The organism is Zhongshania sp. (genome assembly GCF_029212375.1).
Taxonomy (GTDB): Bacteria; Pseudomonadota; Gammaproteobacteria; order Pseudomonadales; family Spongiibacteraceae; genus Spongiibacter.
In genome coordinates, this window is the sequence record NZ_JARGNU010000022.1 from 13,396 (window position 1) to 31,954 (window position 18,559).

Annotated in this window: 17 protein-coding genes and 1 tRNA gene; 10 read left to right on the forward strand and 8 right to left on the reverse strand. The window is 50.2% G+C overall.

Annotated features, from left to right (window positions below; translation table 11 throughout):
- The first annotated feature begins 22 nt into the window (after nt 1-22).
- The 4 genes from pheT (at nt 23) to P1U47_RS16615 (ending at nt 3,153) form a co-directional block, all read left to right on the forward strand.
- Nucleotides 23-2,389 carry a phenylalanine--tRNA ligase subunit beta gene (gene pheT / locus P1U47_RS16600; RefSeq protein WP_301030303.1) on the forward strand — a complete coding sequence of 789 codons (2,367 nt, stop codon included), beginning with the start codon at nt 23-25 and terminating at the stop codon, nt 2,387-2,389.
- A gap of 4 nt (nt 2,390-2,393) precedes the next feature.
- Nucleotides 2,394-2,696: an integration host factor subunit alpha gene (gene ihfA, locus P1U47_RS16605; RefSeq protein WP_008247199.1), complete on the forward strand. Its 303-nt coding sequence runs from the start codon at nt 2,394-2,396 to the stop codon at nt 2,694-2,696.
- Complete coding sequence (locus P1U47_RS16610; RefSeq protein WP_008247201.1) at nt 2,677-3,033, forward strand: MerR family transcriptional regulator; 357 nt, start codon at nt 2,677-2,679, stop codon at nt 3,031-3,033. The genes ihfA and P1U47_RS16610 overlap by 20 nt, the downstream gene beginning before the upstream one ends.
- Nucleotides 3,034-3,076: 43 nt before the next feature.
- Nucleotides 3,077-3,153: transfer RNA gene (locus tag P1U47_RS16615), tRNA-Pro, on the forward strand.
- 129 nt (nt 3,154-3,282) lie between these two features.
- Here P1U47_RS16615 and P1U47_RS16620 read toward each other — a convergent pair.
- Both P1U47_RS16620 and P1U47_RS16625 read right to left on the reverse strand, forming a co-directional pair.
- Entirely contained in the window at nt 3,283-4,407 is a 1,125-nt protein-coding gene (locus P1U47_RS16620) for a beta-ketoacyl-ACP synthase III (protein WP_301030304.1), read from the reverse strand.
- Nucleotides 4,408-4,723: 316 nt separating this feature from the next.
- A complete protein-coding gene (locus P1U47_RS16625) occupies nt 4,724-5,509 on the reverse strand; it encodes a tyrosine-protein phosphatase (protein ID WP_301030305.1) in 786 nt (261 codons plus the stop codon).
- 272 nt (nt 5,510-5,781) lie between these two features.
- Here P1U47_RS16625 and P1U47_RS16630 point away from each other — a divergent pair, with 272 nt between their 5' ends.
- Genes P1U47_RS16630 through P1U47_RS16640 form a run of 3 tightly spaced genes read left to right on the forward strand, consistent with a single transcriptional unit; the run spans nt 5,782 to nt 9,337 of the window.
- Nucleotides 5,782-7,590, forward strand: coding sequence for an ATP-binding protein (locus P1U47_RS16630; RefSeq protein WP_301030306.1), 1,809 nt, complete (start codon nt 5,782-5,784; stop codon nt 7,588-7,590).
- Nucleotide 7,591: 1 nt separating this feature from the next.
- Nucleotides 7,592-8,539: a response regulator gene (locus P1U47_RS16635; RefSeq protein ID WP_301030307.1), complete on the forward strand. Its 948-nt coding sequence runs from the start codon at nt 7,592-7,594 to the stop codon at nt 8,537-8,539.
- Between the two features lie 33 nt (nt 8,540-8,572).
- The gene (locus P1U47_RS16640) at nt 8,573-9,337 is read left to right on the forward strand and encodes an energy transducer TonB (protein ID WP_301030339.1); all 765 of its coding nucleotides are present in this window, start codon (nt 8,573-8,575) and stop codon (nt 9,335-9,337) included.
- Between the two features lie 27 nt (nt 9,338-9,364).
- Here the strand turns inward: P1U47_RS16640 and P1U47_RS16645 are convergent, their stop codons facing one another.
- A complete protein-coding gene (locus P1U47_RS16645; RefSeq protein ID WP_301030308.1) occupies nt 9,365-9,691 on the reverse strand; it encodes an EscU/YscU/HrcU family type III secretion system export apparatus switch protein in 327 nt (108 codons plus the stop codon).
- On the reverse strand, nt 9,688-11,022 hold the full coding sequence (locus tag P1U47_RS16650) for a flagellar hook-length control protein FliK (protein WP_301030309.1): 1,335 nt from the start codon (nt 11,020-11,022) through the stop codon (nt 9,688-9,690). Before P1U47_RS16650 ends, P1U47_RS16645 begins: the two co-directional genes overlap by 4 nt.
- A 193-nt stretch (nt 11,023-11,215) precedes the next feature.
- Between P1U47_RS16650 and P1U47_RS16655 the strand changes: the two genes are divergently transcribed.
- Together P1U47_RS16655 and P1U47_RS16660 are read left to right on the forward strand one after the other, a co-directional pair.
- A complete protein-coding gene (locus tag P1U47_RS16655; protein ID WP_301030310.1) occupies nt 11,216-11,698 on the forward strand; it encodes a glutathione peroxidase in 483 nt (160 codons plus the stop codon).
- Nucleotides 11,695-12,168 (forward strand): MarR family transcriptional regulator, encoded by a 474-nt coding sequence (locus P1U47_RS16660; protein WP_301030311.1) that lies wholly within the window; start codon nt 11,695-11,697, stop codon nt 12,166-12,168. The genes P1U47_RS16655 and P1U47_RS16660 overlap by 4 nt, the downstream gene beginning before the upstream one ends.
- Before the next feature lie 81 nt (nt 12,169-12,249).
- Here the strand turns inward: P1U47_RS16660 and P1U47_RS16665 are convergent, their stop codons facing one another.
- From P1U47_RS16665 to P1U47_RS16675, 3 genes are read right to left on the reverse strand one after another with little or no spacing between them, the layout of a single operon-like run.
- Complete coding sequence (locus P1U47_RS16665) at nt 12,250-13,623, reverse strand: NAD(P)(+) transhydrogenase (Re/Si-specific) subunit beta (protein ID WP_301030313.1); 1,374 nt, start codon at nt 13,621-13,623, stop codon at nt 12,250-12,252.
- A complete protein-coding gene (locus tag P1U47_RS16670) occupies nt 13,623-13,913 on the reverse strand; it encodes an NAD(P) transhydrogenase subunit alpha (RefSeq protein WP_301030314.1) in 291 nt (96 codons plus the stop codon). The genes P1U47_RS16665 and P1U47_RS16670 overlap by 1 nt, the downstream gene beginning before the upstream one ends.
- A 9-nt stretch (nt 13,914-13,922) precedes the next feature.
- Nucleotides 13,923-15,056: an NAD(P) transhydrogenase subunit alpha gene (locus tag P1U47_RS16675; RefSeq protein ID WP_301030315.1), complete on the reverse strand. Its 1,134-nt coding sequence runs from the start codon at nt 15,054-15,056 to the stop codon at nt 13,923-13,925.
- Nucleotides 15,057-15,469: 413 nt separating this feature from the next.
- Here P1U47_RS16675 and P1U47_RS16680 point away from each other — a divergent pair, with 413 nt between their 5' ends.
- Nucleotides 15,470-17,824 carry a CHASE domain-containing protein gene (locus P1U47_RS16680; protein WP_301030316.1) on the forward strand — a complete coding sequence of 785 codons (2,355 nt, stop codon included), beginning with the start codon at nt 15,470-15,472 and terminating at the stop codon, nt 17,822-17,824.
- A 38-nt stretch (nt 17,825-17,862) separates the two neighbouring features.
- Here the strand turns inward: P1U47_RS16680 and P1U47_RS16685 are convergent, their stop codons facing one another.
- Complete coding sequence (locus tag P1U47_RS16685; protein WP_301030318.1) at nt 17,863-18,477, reverse strand: TetR/AcrR family transcriptional regulator; 615 nt, start codon at nt 18,475-18,477, stop codon at nt 17,863-17,865.
- Nucleotides 18,478-18,559: the final 82 nt, after the last annotated feature.

The following is an 18,559-nucleotide window of genomic DNA, read 5'->3' on the forward strand; positions in this document are numbered from 1 at the left end:
CAATTTTCAAAACGGATAGCATATGAAATTTAGTGAACAGTGGTTGCGAGAGTGGGTTAACCCCGCCGTTGGCACCGACGAGTTAGCGGCGCAAATTACCATGGCCGGTCTAGAAGTGGACGCCATTGATCCGGTAGCCGGTGTATTCTCTGGCGTTGTAGTGGCTGAGATTGTGGCAACAGCGCCGCACCCCGATGCCGAAAAATTGCAGGTTTGTCGTGTTAATGCTGGCAGCGAAGAAGTGCAGATAGTCTGCGGCGCCGCCAATGCTCGTCCCGGTATAAAGGTACCGCTGGCGACCTTGGGCGCGGTATTGCCCGGTGATTTCAAAATCAAGAAAGCCAAGCTGCGGGGCGTTGAGTCCTTCGGTATGCTCTGTGCAGAAGAAGAGCTAGGCTTGGCAGAGAAATCCGATGGCCTGATGGAGCTGCCTCTAGACGCGCCAGTCGGTGAGGATATTCGCGCTTTTCTTGGTTTAGACGATTCGATTATCGAATTGGGTCTAACCCCGAATCGCGCCGACTGCTTGAGTGTTCGCGGTATTGCTCGCGAAGCGGCAGTGCTCAATGATATCGCTTTTGCTGATTTAGATATCGCGGCAGTGGCGGCAGTTAACGACAGTCAGCTGCCCATTCGGGTTGAGGCTGGCGCTGATTGCCCTCGCTATGCGGGCCGTGTTATTCGCAATGTCGATGTGTCTAAGTCCAGCCCGCTGTGGCTGCAGGAAAAACTCCGCCGCTGTGGTTTGCGCAGTATCGACGCGGTGGTCGATGTCACCAACTTCATTCTGGTGGAATTGGGCCAGCCCATGCACGCCTTTGACTTAGATAAACTCAATGGTGGGGTGGTAGTACGGCACTCAAAGGCTGATGAGTCTTTGGAATTGCTCGACGGCCAAACGCTAACCCTGCGCGAAGGCAGTTTGCTAATCGCCGACGAACAGCAGCCCCTCGCGCTCGCCGGTATTATGGGTGGCGAAGTGTCCTCGGTGACTTCTGCGACTCAGAACCTGTTTTTAGAAGCGGCCTTCTTTACGCCTGATTTATTGGCGGGACGGGCGCGGTCTTACGGCTTGCATACCGATTCCTCGCATCGCTTTGAGCGCGGCGTCGACTTTGAGCTGCCTGCACGGGCCATAGAGCGCGCTACAGCGCTGATTGTTGCGATATGTGGCGGTGAGCCAGGGCCGGTATCGGTTGTCGACTCAGCGTCTATGCCTGAACGTAAGGCGATTCTGCTGCGTGAAAAGCGCATTGCCAAAGTGCTGGGCATGGACATGGCTGCCAGCGACGTAGAATCCATTCTCGCGGGTTTAGGTTTGACGGTAACGCGTGTTGAGGGTGGCTGGGAAGTGATTGCGCCGAGCTGGCGTTTTGATATCAGCATTGAAGTCGATTTACTCGAAGAGCTGGCGCGGATTTACGGCTATAACCGCCTGCCAGTGCGGCCGATTCAAGATGCGCTGACTATTCGCCCAGCGACGGAAAGCAAGCGCAGCCTGAGCGCGTTGCGTCAGCAATTGGTTGCCCGTGGCTATCAAGAGGCGGTGACTTACAGTTTTATTGATCCCGCAATGCATAAGGCGATGGCCGAGGGTGTGGAAGGTGTTGAGCTACTCAACCCAATTTCTGCCGATATGTCGGTTATGCGCACTAGCTTATTACCCGGTTTGATAAAAACCGCCATGCACAATGCCAAACGCCAGCAGCCGCGTATCCGCATCTTTGAAGCGGGTCAGCGTTTTGTGAAGGGCGATAACGGCTTACAGCAAATTCCAACCTTAGCGGCACTCATTACTGGTCGCCGCACTGCTGAAAGTTGGAATGAAAACGGCGAATTAGTCGATTTTTATGATCTTAAGGGTGACTTAGAGAGCTTACTGTCTGTTGCTGCTGGTGAAATCACCTTCGCGCCGGGCAGTTATGCGGCCCTGCACCCAGGTCAGTGCGCCGATGTGTTTTGCGATAACGTGCTAATTGGCCGTATTGGCGCTCTGCACCCCAGCTTGCAAGCCCAGTGGGATATGGTCAATCCGGTGTATTTGTTTGAGATTGATCAGCAGCCGGTATTGGCTCGCGACGTGCCTAAATTCAGTGAATTGTCTAAATTCCCTGAGGTGCGGCGGGATCTGGCCTTGATCGTTGCTCGCGAATTACCCGCAGCCGACGTGCTGCAGGCAATTAGAGGCGCGGCGGGGGATTGCCTTAGTGACTTGAAGCTGTTTGACCTCTATCAAGGTAAAGGCATTGATCCTGAAAGAAAAAGTTTGGCTGTGGGCTTGACGTTCAGGCATACATCACGCACTCTGAATGAGGAAGAGGTTAATCAATCTGTTGCGGCAGTTGTGCAAACCTTGCAGGAGGCATTTGGCGCAAGTTTAAGGAACTAGTGTGATGACGTCCCTCACTAAAGCAGAAATGGCCGAACGGTTATACGAAGAGCTAGGCTTTAATAAGCGTGAGGCGAAAGAGCTCGTGGAGTTGTTTTTTGAGCAGATTCGTCTCTGTTTGGAGAATAACGAGCAGGTTAAGATTTCCGGTTTCGGTAATTTTGACCTCCGCGACAAGAGTCAGCGCCCCGGGCGTAACCCCAAAACGGGAGAGGAGATTCCAATCTCTGCTCGTCGCGTGGTGACATTTAGGCCCGGCCAAAAATTAAAATCCAGGGTAGAGGACTATGCTGGAACCAAGTCATAACGACGAATTACCGCCTATACCAGGTAAGCGCTATTTCACTATTGGTGAAGTAAGTGAGCTGTGCTGTGTGAAACCCCATGTTCTTCGTTATTGGGAACAGGAATTCCCGCAGCTAACACCGGTAAAACGGCGCGGAAATCGTCGCTATTATCAGCATCAAGACGTGTTGATGATTAGGCAGATTCGCAGCTTTTTGTACGAAGAGGGCTACACCATTGGTGGCGCTCGGCAGCGTATGTCTGGTGAAGTTGCTAAAGAAGAATCCTCACAGGCGCGGCAAGTTATTCGGCAAATGCTCGGTGAATTAGAAGAAGTCGCAAAACTTCTCAAAAGATAGTTCACTAAATCAATACGTTGGGGTATCATGCCACCCCTCAAATCGGGGCGTAGCGCAGTCTGGTAGCGCACCACACTGGGGGTGTGGGGGTCGCAGGTTCGAATCCTGCCGTTCCGACCATATTTGAAAAAACAGTCACTTTGGTGGCTGTTTTTTTTGCCTAAACAAAGCTGAGTTCTGTTGCCGAAAATTACAGGGGCGGGCTCATGAATTTACTAACGCCCCTGTAATGCTTTGTGGTTGTGCGGCTTATCGCTTTTTAAGGATTAAGCTGCCGATAGAATAACCCGCTCCAAACGAGCAAATTACGCCAATATCACCAGCGCTTAAATCCTCGTGGTGTTTGGCAAACGCAATAATAGATCCCGCGGAAGCGGTATTTGCATACTCGTCTAACACAATAGGCGCCTCTTCAAGGCTTGCGTCACGGCCTAGTAAGCGTCTGCTTATCAGTAGGTTCATGTTGATATTGGCTTGGTGTAGCCACCAGCGCTTTAATTCCGACACTTGAATGCCTTGGCTCTGTAAATGGCTTTCAATATGGTCGGCTGCCATTGGGCAAACTTCTTTAAATACTTTGCGGCCATTTTGGTGAAATAGCTTATCGGCTGAATAGGGGTCTTCGTCCGTTGTACGTGTTACGTAGCCAAAGTTGGAGCGAATGTTGTTGGAGTAGGACGTGACACTTTTTGTGCTAAGTATATCGAATGCGTGGGTAGACACGCACGTTTCGCTGCTTTCGACCACAATGGCAGTTGCGACATCACCAAAGATGAAGTGTGAGTCTCTGTCCATATAATTAACTTGGGGGGAGGTGAGCTCTGGGTTGATGACAAGCACGCCCTTTGATGTTCCTGCTTTAACGGCGTCAACCGCTCTTTGTAAGCCAAAGGTGGCAGCGGAGCAGGCAACGAGCATGTCAAAGCCAAAACCTTCGATTCCCAACGCCGCTTGTACTTCGATGGCGATGGCCGGATACGCGCGCTGTGTGTAGGCGCAGGACACGATCACCATATCAATGTCGGCGGCGGTTTTATTTGCGGCCGCCAGCGCTGCTTTTGCCGCAGAAATCGCCATTTCAGCTTGGTGAGAGACTTCGTCGTCGCCGCGTACTTCCAGTATCGGGCGCATGCGGTTTATGTCTAAGGTGCCTTCTTTTGAATAGATATACCGATTCTTAATGCCGGACACTTTTTCGATGAAGTCTGCGCTAGAAAGCGGTTTTTCTTCAAGCTCTCCTGCGGCGATGGCATTTTGATTCTCAAGATTGAAGTGTTCAGCCCAAGCGTTGTAACTGCTTACGAGCTCTTCATTGCTAATGCTATGTGTTGGAGTCCACAGGCCCACCCCGCTAATGACGACAGAGGAGTTCATTTGATTGATCCTTATGTATTTCATTTAGTGTATTGGTCAAAGTGTGACCGACATGGCGCATACAGTCCATATGTTGAAATAACAAAAGGGAAATGACATTAATATTAAATGTTGGCAGCTGTTATGTTATGGGGCGCGTTGGCGAGACGGTAGTTTTCAGTGGGCTGATAGCCTTGGAGGCAAAGTGTGGTGGCTAACTGTAGGCATTAACTATCAGGCTTTGCTTTATCGGAGGGGTTGGCGTTGCGAGCGCGGCCTATATCGTGACTGGGGCGGCTTAATTTAAGGCTGGGGCTGAGTGTTTGTGGCCTTAGAATTATTCAACATAGCGCTGTTTTAGCTGTTCACGCTTTTGGCTGCATAGGCCGAGTTCCTTTTCCAAGTATTCGTCTGTTGAGCTGTAGCGCTCGTCAATGGCGCTGAATGCCGCCTCGAGAAATTCCCGCCGAGTGGATGTTAGGGTTGCAAATAAGTCCATGTCAACGTCGGGGTAATTGCGGGCATATTTTTTGGCGAGGTATTCTAGCTCGCCAGCCGGGGGGTAGTACTGCGCCGTTAGGAGGTAGTCATCCATAATAACGTCGCGTGGTACGTTCAGCGCCGACAGAATTAGGGCGGCGGCAAAGCCGGTGCGATCTTTGCCGGCAGAACAGTGGAAGAGGAATGCGCCGTCGCTATTGCCTAGTAGTAACTCGAACATATGTCGGTAGGTGTGGCTGTGATTTAGTACAAACTCGCGGTTTATTTGTTGCATCCAGCTCGACATTTGACCTGCGCCGATACTGCTAATATCGATAATGTTTTGCTGATTGCCAGGGCTGATACTGAGGTTGTGAATGATCGCTTTGGGCATGTTTGCCAGCTTACTAATATCCTGCTGGTATTCGTTGGGATTGCGAAAATCGCAGACAACGCGGATGTCGAACTGCTCTAAAACGGTTTGATCGTTAGCGCTGAGGTTAGAAAGGCGGCCGCCCCTAAGGAGTTTTTTCCAGCGTGTAAAGCCGCCATCGTCTGTTTGGTAGCCGCCTAGATCACGGATATTGGGGGCACCTTCAAGCGGAAGCCGTCGAGTATACTGAATGTTATTTTGGCCGATCATTGTGATGTGCTTCCATTGCAATTTATATTAATTTTAGACCGATAGTGAAGTAGATAGCTAGGCAGATGTTTTCGATTTTATTTTTAGCCCGTAGTAGGCCAATTATTGCCACTAGACTTTTGCGTGGCAAGCTCTTATTCTGCTGCTCTATTACACACTCTAATAATAACGTTGCGAAGATCCCTAAGGGATTCGATTACTTAAGTTTTCTTATATTAAAACAATAATTAGTGCTGCTGATTTTCTCAAGAAACTTACTTGAAGGAGACATTGTGTCGGCGATTAAAACAATAAGAAGAGAAATTACAGGATTTACACCAAACAGTTATCGCCACCGCAAATTGTCTGCCGTAAAGGGTTTTGGCATGCAGCGAACGCTGGTGCTGCTGGCGATATCGCTGGCATTGAGCCTGATTGTGTTTTTGTTGTGGAAAATGCTACGCAACCCGCTAGAAACTGGTCTTCACGTTATTCGAGTAGAGCAGATTGACAGCGCGGCTAAGGCCGATATTGCGTTGAATCAGCAAATACTGCGGGCGCGATTGGCGCTGGAGTCTGGCGCTAGGGAGCTCGAACTGGCAAGAGAGCGTTTTGATGTAACCCAGCACGCGGTGGGCAGTGGTCAAGCGGGCCTAGCTGGTTTGAGCGCTAATATAGATGAGGCTTTGGTGCGCTACGGCGAACAAGCGTCGGCAAAATTAAGTTTGCTCAACGAGTACTCCGCGCGCTTGGCGCGCTTGGCACAATATTTTTCTGTAATGCGCGTGGCGGGTATTTCGGTTCTTAATGTGCCGGAGGTCAATAACTCTGAGCGGCTTCGTAAAAATATTATGGCCATGCTCCAAGCGGCGACGGCATACAGTATTCAATCCGCTCCAGATAATGCGCATCTTTTAGATGAATTAGGTGCCGAGGTAAGCGCGGCCGCAGCACAGCTTGAGAACGATGCGGCAAGGGGTGCGCTGGGGCATCTTTTAGATACAATTAATTTACTACGTCATAGTCGCGACGATTTACAAAAATTAATTAGTCAGTTTGATGATATTGCAACGGGAAAGTCCTTGCAGGCATTACAGCACGCCTATGAAAATCATTTTCAAGGCTTGCAGAATACGGCCAAGCGTTATCGGCAAACTCTCGCGGTATACGCGGTGGCGTTGTTAATTGCTTTTGGTTTGATTGCGGTGCGCCTCCGCTCAAGTTTCTCGGCGCTAGATAATGCTAATAACGAGCTGCAAAACACCAATAACAATCTAGAAAAAATTGTCGACAAGCGCACCCAAGCGCTGAGCAAGGCGCTTGACGATTTGAAAATGCAGCAGGGGCAATTGATTCAGTCTGAGAAAATGGCATCGCTGGGTCAAATGGTCGCCGGTGTTGCCCATGAGATTAACACGCCCCTCGGTTATGCCAGTAGCAATGTTGAAATCATTCGTGAATCTATGCAGGGTATGGGGCAAGAGGTTGATGCGGAAAGCCTAGTAGAATTTGATGTGTTGCTGGCCGATGTTGAATATGGCTTAAATCAAATTTCTGAACTGGTGATGAGCCTGAAAGATTTTAGTCGTGTCGATCGCTCGCAGTCTCAGCTCTTTGACTTAAATGCGGGCATTGATACCGCCCTTAAAATTTGTAATAGCCAACTTAAAGACGGCATTAATGTTGATCGTGATTTCGCAGCGTTACCCGAGATTAGCTGCGCGCCGTCGCAGTTGAACCAAGTGTTTCTTAATCTCATTAACAACGCCGCTCAAGCAATGGATGGCCGAGGCCTAATTCAGATTGCGACTCGTCAAGTTGGCGAAAATGTTGAGGTCGCTATTCGCGATAACGGCAGCGGCATGGATGAGGATACTCGGGCCCATATTTTTGAACCGTTCTTTACTACCAAGGCGGTGGGTAAGGGAACGGGATTGGGTTTGTCGATAGTGTTCCGAATTATCGAGGATCACGGCGGCACTATTCACGTTGAGTCAGAGCTTGGTAAGGGAAGCGAGTTTGTGATTCGCCTACCAATTAAAAAACTCGCTAAGGTGGCGGATATTAAGCCCGTGCATGACGTAGTTTTGCTTGGAGAATAGTATGGATGACTTAGCCAATACGAATGCGGCGGCAGCAAAACCACGAATTCTATTTGTCGACGACGAGCCGAGAATTCTGGTGGCATTAAAAGCTTTGTTTCGCAGAGATTACGATGTGCTCACTGCGGATTCGGGGAAAGCGGCGTTAGCGATTTTGCGTGACGGCGATGTTGATGTGGTGGTTAGCGACCAGCGCATGCCAGAGATGACTGGGGTGGAGGTGCTACGGTTGGCTAAGAGTCTTCGGCCCCGTGCTATCCGTGTACTGTTAACTGGCTATTCCGATCTCAGTGCCATTTTGGCGGCAATTAATGACGGTGAAATTTTTCGGTTTATCAATAAGCCTTGGTCAAATGTTGATCTTCGGCAAACCATCGCGGCAGCTGTTAAGGCGTCAACGGTTGATCACGTGGCTTTGGCAGTAGATGAAGATCCCACTGAGAAGGTTTATATCCCTGGCATTGATGACGTAGGAACCTTGATTCTCGATGATGATGAAGCAAGCCGTATTTCCTTGCAGAGCGTACTGGGGCGTGATCGTGCCGTGTATCCGGCAAAGAATCTCGATGAGGGCCTAGGCGTATTAGAGCGACATAAAATAGGGGTCATTATTACCGAGCTAACCGTTGGGGGTGAAGTGGTTATTGATTTACTCAGCGCCTTGCGGCAGCACCACCCGAGTTTGGTTGCGATTGTATTAACTGCTCAGTCGGATGCGGAGCAGGGGATTGATCTTATCAATCGTGGGCAAATTTATCGGTTTCTGAGTAAGCCGATTAGTGAAGGCCTGTTGCGGGGTAGCGTGAATTTAGCAATGCGCCGTTTTGAAATACTGCAGAAGAATCCCGCGCAAACACTGCGTCTTGCCGCTGAAGCACCACCACCAGCCGCAAATGATAGCCGCGGGATGTTTAAACGAATTGGGCGATTATTTGGTTTGACAGCGTAGCTGTGCAAATAGCGGAGGTTGCGAGTGAGTGAAATGATAGACGCGGTGGGCGCACCAAGAAAAATAGGGCTTGGGCAATCGGCGGAGTCGGTAATTGCGATTTCGTTATTGGGTGTTTGCGCCGCAGCAGGGTTGACGGCGTGGCTATCATCGGGTGGCGAGCAGAGTGTGGCAATGCCAGCGCCAACGTCGGCAGCGGTGGCGCTTTCATCAGTGAAAAATGACGATGCGCTGCAGTCGGAAGAGCAGATGGTATTGGCGCAGTGGCAGCGGCGTTTGGACGGAGAGTTTAGTCAGCACGAGCAAAGTAAGCTTCAGCAGCAACAGTTAGCAACCTTGCAGGAGCAGTCTGCTGCGCTGGCCATGGCGCAGGCGGCCGCAGAGGCGGCGTCTCGCGCTGCAGAGGCAGCCGAAATACGGGCGCGCAGTGCAGAGAAGGGCCGTAGGCAGGCGTTGGCTGTGCAGGCGAAAGCAGCGCCACAGCAAGGCGCGGCGGGAGTGCAGAAGGCGGCCGCGGTCAGGCGTGCGGCGAGTGTTGATTGGAATAGTTGTTCACGGCCGGAGTACCCAGATGAATCGGTGCGCTTAGGGCAGCAAGGCACGGTAACAATGGAATTTATGCTTGATACGCAGGGCGTGGTGCAGGATGGGCGCATTGTTGAAAGCAGTGGTACCCGTCGTCTCGATTACCGCGCCTTGTCGGCCTTGTCTAAATGTCAATTTGAACCAGAATTACTGAATGGCGAGGCGGTGGAGGCGACAGCCCAGTTGCGTTTTACATGGAAACTCACTCGTTAATTTTTAGATAAAGCGGGTGTATCCAGACTATTGCTCGTCGGTATTGTCTTGGAATTTTGCCTCGTATTCGGGATCGGCACTTGCCTTTGGCGCCGGTTCTTTGTTTTTTAGCCGATAGGCAAAGGCAATAATTTCGGCCACTGCAATATACAATTCTCTGGGGATTTCACTGTCTAGCTCAACTTGAGCCAACAGCTGAATAAGTTGTTTGTTACGGTATATGGGGATGTCGTGTTCGGTGGCAATCATTAGTATTTGGCGGGCGAGTTCGCCTTCACCTTTGGCGCTGACAACGGGTGCTTTCTCGCCATCATAATGCAGCGAAACCGCGACTTCGCCCGCTTTGTCGCTCATGCTTGATCTTCCAATAGAGATTGATTGCTCAGCGGTGAGTTTGCCGCGTTGCTAATGCCTGTGTGAGATTGAATCTCGGTGGCAATAATTCCCTGATCTTCCAGTCTTTGGCTTAGCTCGTGCTGGCGGGCGGCAATAAGTTCTTGGGTCTTGCCGTGTTCGGAATTGAAGGTAATGGCAAGCTTGCTACCTTGCTGCTGAACGCGGGCATTGATTGGCCCGAGGCCTGGTAAATCGAAATTTAGGTTAATTAGCCAGCGGCGCAGCTGCTCTTCGCTGTCGTCAGGCTTTTGCTGCTCGTTCTCTTCGGGGTGGTCGCGGCCGGCTTGCCACTGCAATTGCATCTGCCATACATCCACACCATCGTCGTTGCGAACCGGTAGCTCTATAATATATTGGGCTTGCTGGGGGTCTTTTTGTTGAAGATGCAGTAGTTGGTGTGACTCAAGTCTGGCAATAGCGCCGCGGGCTTCCTGCAATAACTGCTTTAAAACAGCCTCCTGGCCAATTTTTATATCTGGTAGCTCTGCGGCGAGGCGTCCTTGGGCGCGCAGCTCACCAGGTAAGTCACTTGGTTTCGGTAACTGGCCGTAGCTGGTGCTTAGGCTTGTAGCAGGTTTGCCGCTGCTATTGAGTAATGCTGTTGTCAGCTCCGCTCCCGCCGCAGTGGCCTTGGCGCCCGAGCTGCGCGCTAGCACACTGTAGTCTTGCAGGAGCTTACGATTTTCGGCGCTTTCTGTTGCGGGCTTTGCCGCGGTGCTCAGGCGGAGGTTTTCGAGGCGTTGCGCCATTCGCAGCAAGGCACTTTTTAAATCGCTGGGTGGGGCGCTGCCGGCAGCCAATTGGTTTTCCATAAAGAAACCACTTTGGGCAATAGCCTCCCGAAGCCCTGCGGGGTCAGTAACTTGCTGGCGCAGCGGCAAAATATCCATAATCGCTTGGCTAATCGCTTTGAGCTGCGGGGACGTCGCGGCCGTGCTCAGCTGAGTGCTGCTGGCTAGCAGGTGATTGATGCTCTGCTGTTGGGGGATCATGGTTTTTAGTAGGGGCGTGATTGCCGCGGTGTTCGCGCCACCAAGTACCTGCAGAGTGGGTCGCTGTTGGCTGTCTTTACCGGTTACTTGTAGCAGTAATTGCTCGCCGCGCCGCAAGGCGGTTTGGCTTTCGGCCATGAGGCGAAGATTACCTGAAGCAAGTTCGTAGAGGTGTTCCGCGCGCTGCCCCATAACCACGGCGTTGAGCACCTTGTCGGTGGGCAGTATCGGCGCTGGCCCAGCAGGGCGATTAAACGCAGCCGGTTGGGTGGCATTGCTTGGATTGATAATGACCATATGGGCTTCAGTGGCGTTGCGTGTATCCCATTATAGCGACGTAAATTGGAAAAACTTGAGTTTAAACTAAATATGTATCGTGCACGATATAGTTGTACGCGATGCATATTGATGGTTTAATAGCCTTGTCATCGGTTTTAATTACGATCGTTAAATTGATATCCGCACTAATATCACTACCAAGGAGCGCACCATGAGCACACTTTACGATTTTGAAATACGCAGTCTGCAGGGCAAGGAGCTTGATCTGTCTAGCTACAAGGGCAAGGTTGTACTGGTAGTGAACACCGCTAGTAAATGTGGTTTAACGCCACAATACGAGGGTTTACAGGCGCTTTACGAAAAATATAAAGATAGCGGCTTGGTTATATTGGGTGCGCCCTGCAATCAATTTGCCAATCAAGAGCCTGGTGATGCCGGCGCTATTGAGGGCAGTTGCTTGATGAATTATGGCGTAAGTTTTCCCATCACTGAAAAAATTGATGTTAATGGCAAAAATGCCCATCCGCTGTTTGCTTATTTGAAAAAGGCTGCACCGGGTACCTTGAGTAATGCAGTGAAATGGAATTTTACAAAATTCCTCGTGGGAAAAGATGGTCAAGCAATAAAGCGCTTTGCGCCAACCACCAAGCCCGAAAACATAGCGGCAGATATCGAGGCAGCGCTAGCGGCATGAGTAATCTAGTGGCAGAGGCTGGGCGGGTGCTGCCGCAGTTGCAGTTGGAAAATCAGCTGTGTTTTCCCTTGTATGCAAGCTCGCGGCTGATCACGCGCTTGTACCAAGAGCACCTGTCGCCGCTAGGGCTAACGTACCCGCAATACATTGTGATGATGATTTTGTGGGAGCATGCACCTTGTTCAATAAAGGTGGTGGGTGATAAAGCTTTGCTTAATACCAATACGTTAACGCCCTTGTTAAAACGTCTGGAGCAGCAGGGCTATATACACCGGCGCCGCGCTGAGCAAGATGAGCGAATGGTGCTTATTTACCTTAGTGAGGCGGGCTTAGCGCTGCAGCAGCAATGCAGTGAGATACCGACAACGTTAGCGGCTAAATTGGGTGTTAATGCGGAGTCTTTGCGTAATTTGAAGCAGTTATTGGACGAGATTTTGCCAGCGTTGTGTCAAAGCCTAGTAGATGACTGACTTGCTTTTATAGTTTCTTATAATGATGTGGAAATGAAAACGGGCTCGTAGGAGCCCGTTTTTTTATGCCGTAATTTTAGCTTAGCTAAATGCTTTAATAATATTGCCTAGCATTTCTTTTGCGTCACCAAACAGCATCCGCGTGTTCTCTTTAAAGAACAGTGGGTTGTCGATACCAGCAAAGCCAGAAGCCATAGAGCGCTTCATAACAAACACGTTGCGGGCCATGTCCACGTTAATAACCGGCATGCCGTAAATTGGGCTGCCTTCCATTTCACGTGCAGCGGGGTTAACCACGTCGTTAGCGCCGATAACAATCGCCACGTCGAAGGTTTCCATGCGCGGATTAACGGCATCCATTTCCAGTAGCAGGTCATAGGATACGTCGGCTTCGGCAAGCAGTACGTTCATGTGGCCAGGCATACGACCAGCAACGGGGTGAATAGCGTAAACCACTTCGGCGCCATTCTTTTCTAGCAGCTCTTGCAGTTCTTTAACCACGTGTTGAGCTTGTGCTACCGCCATACCGTAACCAGGTACAATAACAACGCTCGCTGCGGCTTCAAGTACGTAGTAGGCATCTTCTGCGGTCATGGACTTGGCTTCGCCTTCGATCTTAGCGGCGGTGCCACCGGCAGACACAGCGCTAAAGCCACTAAACAGAACATTGCTCAGTGAACGGTTCATTGCCTTACACATGATCTGAGTGAGGATGATACCGCTGGCACCAACAAGGGCGCCGGCCACGATCAGAATAATGTTGTTAATGGCGATACCCGCCGCACAAGCCGCGAGGCCTGAGTAGCTGTTTAGCAGTGAGATAACCACGGGCATATCGGCGCCGCCGATAGGAATAACCAGCATGATACCCAGTAGCAGCGACAGACCAATTACCAAGTACAAGTAGATGGAGGTGGCTGGGCCAGTGCTAACAGTGAACATTGCGGCAGACACAATAATGGCGAGAATGAGTAGGATGTTAAACACCCGCTGACCGCCAAATACGATGGCTTTACCAGAGATACGCTCGCTGAGCTTGCCCCAAGCAACCATACTGCCCGAGAACGTAACGCCACCGATCAGAATCGACAATACAATGGTGATCAGTTCAAAGGTAGTGGCTTCAAAGCCATACAGTGCCGCCCAGCCCACGAACAAGCTCGCGATGCCGCCAAAGCCGTTAAACAGCGCGACCATTTCCGGCATGCCGGTCATTTCTACTCTGCGTGCAACCAGTGCGCCGATGGCGCCGCCAACAACGATACCTGCAGCAATCCATTTGAAATCAATGATGCTTTGGTCAAGTAATGTCACTACTACAGCGATAAACATACCGATCGCTGAAACGAGATTACCTTTGCGCGCAGTTGCTGGGGAGCCCAGCATTTTTAGGCCAAAAATAAACAGGACGGCAGCTGCCACATAGGACAGATTCACCAGTAATTCAATACCCATTACTTAGCGCTCCCTTTTTTCTTAAACATAGCTAGCATGCGGTCGGTAACCATATAGCCGCCGATTACATTGATGGTCGCCATCGCAACTGCGACGGTGCCCAGAATGGTGGCCAAGCCAGAGTGCTCAGCACCAGCTGAGGTGAGTGCGCCAACTAAGGTGATACCCGAGATCGCGTTAGAGCCCGACATAAGCGGTGTGTGCAAGGTTGCGGGTACTTTATTGATCAGCTCAAAGCCTAAAAATATTGACAGCATTAAGATGAAAGCAAGATAAACTGCTATTTCCATCATCTACTCCTAGTTAATCAGTTTTTGAATGGTTTCGTTGACGATCTCTCCGCCGTGGGTAATCACACAGCCCTGCAGAATATCGTTTTCCATGTCGATAACCATTTTCTTGTCATCGCTGTTCCAGCCTTCATCAACCAGATTAAACAGGTTGGATGAATACATTTGGCTGGCATCGCGGCTGACGAAATTGGACCAGTTGCCATCGCCGATAATGGTTACGCCGTCTACAACCACGGTTTTACCCGCGACTGAACCTTCAACGTTGCCACCGCTCTCGGCGGCCATGTCGACAATTACTGAGCCTGGCTTCATGCCTTTAATCATGTCGCTGGTAACCAGTACTGGCGGTTTGCGGCCAAACAGCTGAGCTGTGGTAATAACGATGTCAGACTCGGCAATTTGCTTCTTCTGGCCTTCGAGCTGCAGTTTCATCTGCTCGTCGGTCAGCGCAAGGGCGTAGCCATCTTTGGTCTGGCCAGTTTCGCCGAGATCGATCTCGAGGAATTTGCCGCCCAGTGAGCGCACTTGCTCGGCAACCACCGAGCGGGTGTCAAAGGCGACAACCTTAGCGCCAAGGCGCTTGGCGGTTGCAATCGCTTGCAGGCCAGCAACACCGGCGCCGATGATGAATGCTGTTGACGGCTTCAAGGTGCCGGCTGGGGTCATCATCATGGGCAGAATGCGAGGCAGTCTAGTGGTGGCCAGTAATACCATCACATAACCGGCCAAGCTGGCCTGTGAGCTCAGTGCGTCCATTTTTTGAGAGCGGGTAGAGCGTGGAATCATTTCCATACTAATCGCGCTCACACCCTGATCGCGAAATGCTTTGATCAGTGCGTGCTCATTAAAGGGATCTAAATAGCTAATATGAATGCAGCCAGCTTTCATTTGGCTAATTTCATCTATACTCGGTTTACTGATCCGCAGAATAATTTCTGCAGAGGCGAGAATAGCGTTGCGATCGCTGCTAACGGTAGCGCCAGCATCAATGTATTCCTGGTCGCTGAAGCCGCTACCCAAGCCCAAGCCTGCTTCGATTTGCATCGTGGCGCCGGCTCTAATGAGCTTTTTGGCATCTGTCGGAATAATCGCTACGCGGTTTTCACCACTCACGAGTTCTTTTGGGATTCCTATGAGCATCTTTGTAGATCCATTGTGGTTAACAATTTTGTTATGGGATAAAACGGCCTAGGATATTACAACTGGCCCCAATAAGCGATAAAAGTGTGCGTTTTCTAAGCTGGGTAGATATCCGTAAAGTGCTCATAAATTAAGGTGATAGCGTCATGTATCGCGATGATAATGGGTTTGGGTTTACTGAGGATTTGGGCGACAGGGGAACCGTTACCTTATGTCAGTTTTGATTCTGTATCGGTGAATTTCGGTACCGGAGGGGTTAGTTTAAGCAGTTTTACTGATGGTGGTCGTAGGTGCTGCCCCGTTAGACTGCGCCATTGCATGATGATATTTCTTTTATTGCCCAATTTTTGACGAGTGCGACAGGATGGTCGAACAATTCCCACTGATTATCACTTATAAACCTTGGTCTAATAATGTTTAAGCGTTATTACGTTGGGCTTGCTGCTACTGCCGTTTTGTATTTTGTTGCGGGTAAGCTTGCTTTGTCGCTTGCTATTCCGCCTGGCTATGCAACGGCGATTTGGCCTGGAGCGGGCATTGCCTTAGCGCTAATACTGTTGAATGGGTATCGATTTTGGCCAGGGGTATTCGTCGGTTCAATTTTGGTTAACCTAGATCTGAGTGGCCTTTGGGGTTCGTCTGCTAGCGAGATTTTTGTCACTTTATTGCTTCCCGTAGTTATTGGTTTTGGCGCGAGTTTACAAGCCGTTGTAGGCGCTTGGTTGTTTCGGCGTTTTGTTGGCTATCCCATTGCGCTTGATAGCATTGGTTCAGTATGGCGATTTGTTGCCTTTGCTTGCGGTTTGGCTTGTGTAGTTGGCGCGACAGTAGGTGCTACAGCTCTTTGGTTAGCGGGGAAGCTGCCTGCCGAGAATTTTTGGTTTAACTGGTTTACGTGGTGGGTGGGCGACGGCTTAGGCGTGATGATATTTGCCACTTTAATATTTGTGTTTTGCGCTGAACCTCGCGAGGTATGGCGCAGTCGCCAAAAAATATTATCCGTTGTTCTTGTTGGCGCGACCTGCATTATCGTCGCGATTTATGTTGCTGCTAGCCGCTGGGAATTAAAGCGTCAACAGGCCGATTTCGAAAATCGCGCTGAGCAAGCATTTCAACATACGCAATCCATTATCAATGCACATTTGGCAACCTTATATTCGGTGCAGGCTTTCTTTGACGCCTCGACAGAGGTGACTAAAAGTGATTTTAGAGCTTTCTCGCAAGGGCTGCTGGCAAGGAACGCGGGTTTCCAAGCGATTGCGTGGAATGAGCGGGTTGTAGGTAGTGACCGACAGGTGCTGGAGTCGCAGCTGAGCGCAGAGCGAGAGACCGCGGTGTACATTACTCGTCGCGATCAAAACGGCGAGTTGGTACTTCAAAGCCCAAAGGACGAGTACGTGGTTATTCGCTTCATAGAGCCGCTGGCTAAGAATATAGCGGCATTGGGCTATGATATCTCCTCTGCGGAGCTTCCTCGTAAGGCACTGTTGCGTGCTGAGGCGGCGGGAGCGCCTGCGGTGACAGATCCTATCCGCTTGGTTCAAGAGCGCGCAAATCAACAGGGGGTGGTTATTTACCTGCCTGTGCTTGGCCATGCTAGTGATAAGGGGCGGGTTTTAGCGGGCTATGTATCGGGTGTGTTTCGAGTAGATGACTTGATGGGCTTTTTGTTGTCGCCGCAAAATTTACATGGGGTTCTAGTTTCGGTGGCAGATGCCAGTGGCGCACTTTTATACCGTGGTTCCGGTGATCGCGGTTCCGGCAGGGCATCACTATTTGAATACCGCAAGGCATTGCAGGTGGCTGACCAGCAGTGGCAATTTAAAACCGAAGCCAGTCAATCCTTTTTGGTGGGAACACGGTCCTTAGTGCCGTGGGGAATGTTGGTGGCGGGTTTGCTATTTACTGGTTTGCTGGGGATGTCATTTTTGGTGCTCACAGGGCAGAAATATCGCTCTGATATGGCAAGTAAAGAGCTAAAAATAATGCTTTCTCGCTTGCAGGAAACCCAAGATCACTTGGTTGAGGCCGAGAAAATGGCGTCCTTGGGCGGCTTAGTTGCCGGCTTTGCCCACGAGCTAAATACCCCGCTTGGTATTGCAATAACCGCCGAATCAACATTGCAGTCCGATTTGCAGCGCTTGGATGAAATGTTTGCTGACGCGGATGATATGCAGCCCCTATTGCGACGCCTACAGGAGGCCTCGCGAATTGTTTTGGCAAATATTCAGCGGGCGGGAAGTTTAATTAGCAGCTTTAAGCAAGTTTCTGTCGATCAAGCAACCGCTGAAACCCGTGACATAAATTTGCATGAATACCTTAGCGATGTATTTATGCATTTGTCGCCGAACTATCGTCGCAGTGGTCATGAAGTTGTATTGGAATGCCCAAAATCGATCGCTTTGCGGACAGTGCCTGGTGGCTTGGCGCAGGTTATTATTAATTTATTGAATAATAGTTTAACTCACGCCTTTCCCGACGGAGAGCCCGGCCGTATTTCATTGTCGGTTACTAAGCGCGAGTCAGATATTGTATTGCGATTTAGTGACAATGGCGTAGGGATACCAGCCGAAGCCGTGAGCAAAGTATTTGAACCATTTTTCACTACTCGCAGAGGTCGCGGCGGCACAGGCTTGGGCTTGCATTTGGTTTACAACATTGTCCGTCAGCAATTACAGGGCCAGATTAAGGTAAGTAGTGATCTGGGTCACGGTACCGAATTTGAGATTCTGCTGCCCTTGGCAATTAATAAATTTGTTGTGTCATAAGGGCGCGCTGGGTAGGTGGCATTCTTGTTTGGATGGCTTTATTGGCGAAGCCCGTTTAGTAATAAATCCATTGAAGCGGCGACATCTTCGGGCTTAAGGCCAGGCGCCGGCGTGCTCAGGTGATGATGAAAAAGACCGCTAATGTGGGCGCGAATGTGAATGGCAATGCAAGTCGCTGATAGTTCCTTTTTGATTAGGCCAGCTTGTTGTGCGTTACCAATAAAATGGCTTATGCGATCTAGTGCGATGTTGCGGTCGTTATTAATTCGCGCCTTCAGAAACTCGGTTTCTTCACAAAGCGCATAGCGTAATAGAAATCGAGTAATCTGAGCTGCAGCCGGCGTGTTATAGACGCGGGTGAATGCATCGACAATGACCTTTTTGAGCATTTCTAATGATATGTCCCCGCCGCCAGCAACATTATTCAAATTTGCCATTGCTGCTTCTGTAGGGGCGCTAACACTGTCGATCATGGCAGTGATCAAGGCTTCTTTGTCAGTGAAATGCCAATAAATTGCACCGCGAGTAACCCCTGCCGCACTTGCGACGTCACTCAAACGGGTGCGGTTAATGCCCTGTTTGGCAAACTGATCGGCTGCGGCTTCTAAAATGCGGCAGCGGGTAATCTCAGCATCGGCTTTTGAACGTCTCATAATGGCATTGTGTCGTCATAATTTATTTATTTGAAGATGCTTACTTTACATACATACTTGCATGTATGTAAAGTAAGCTAAT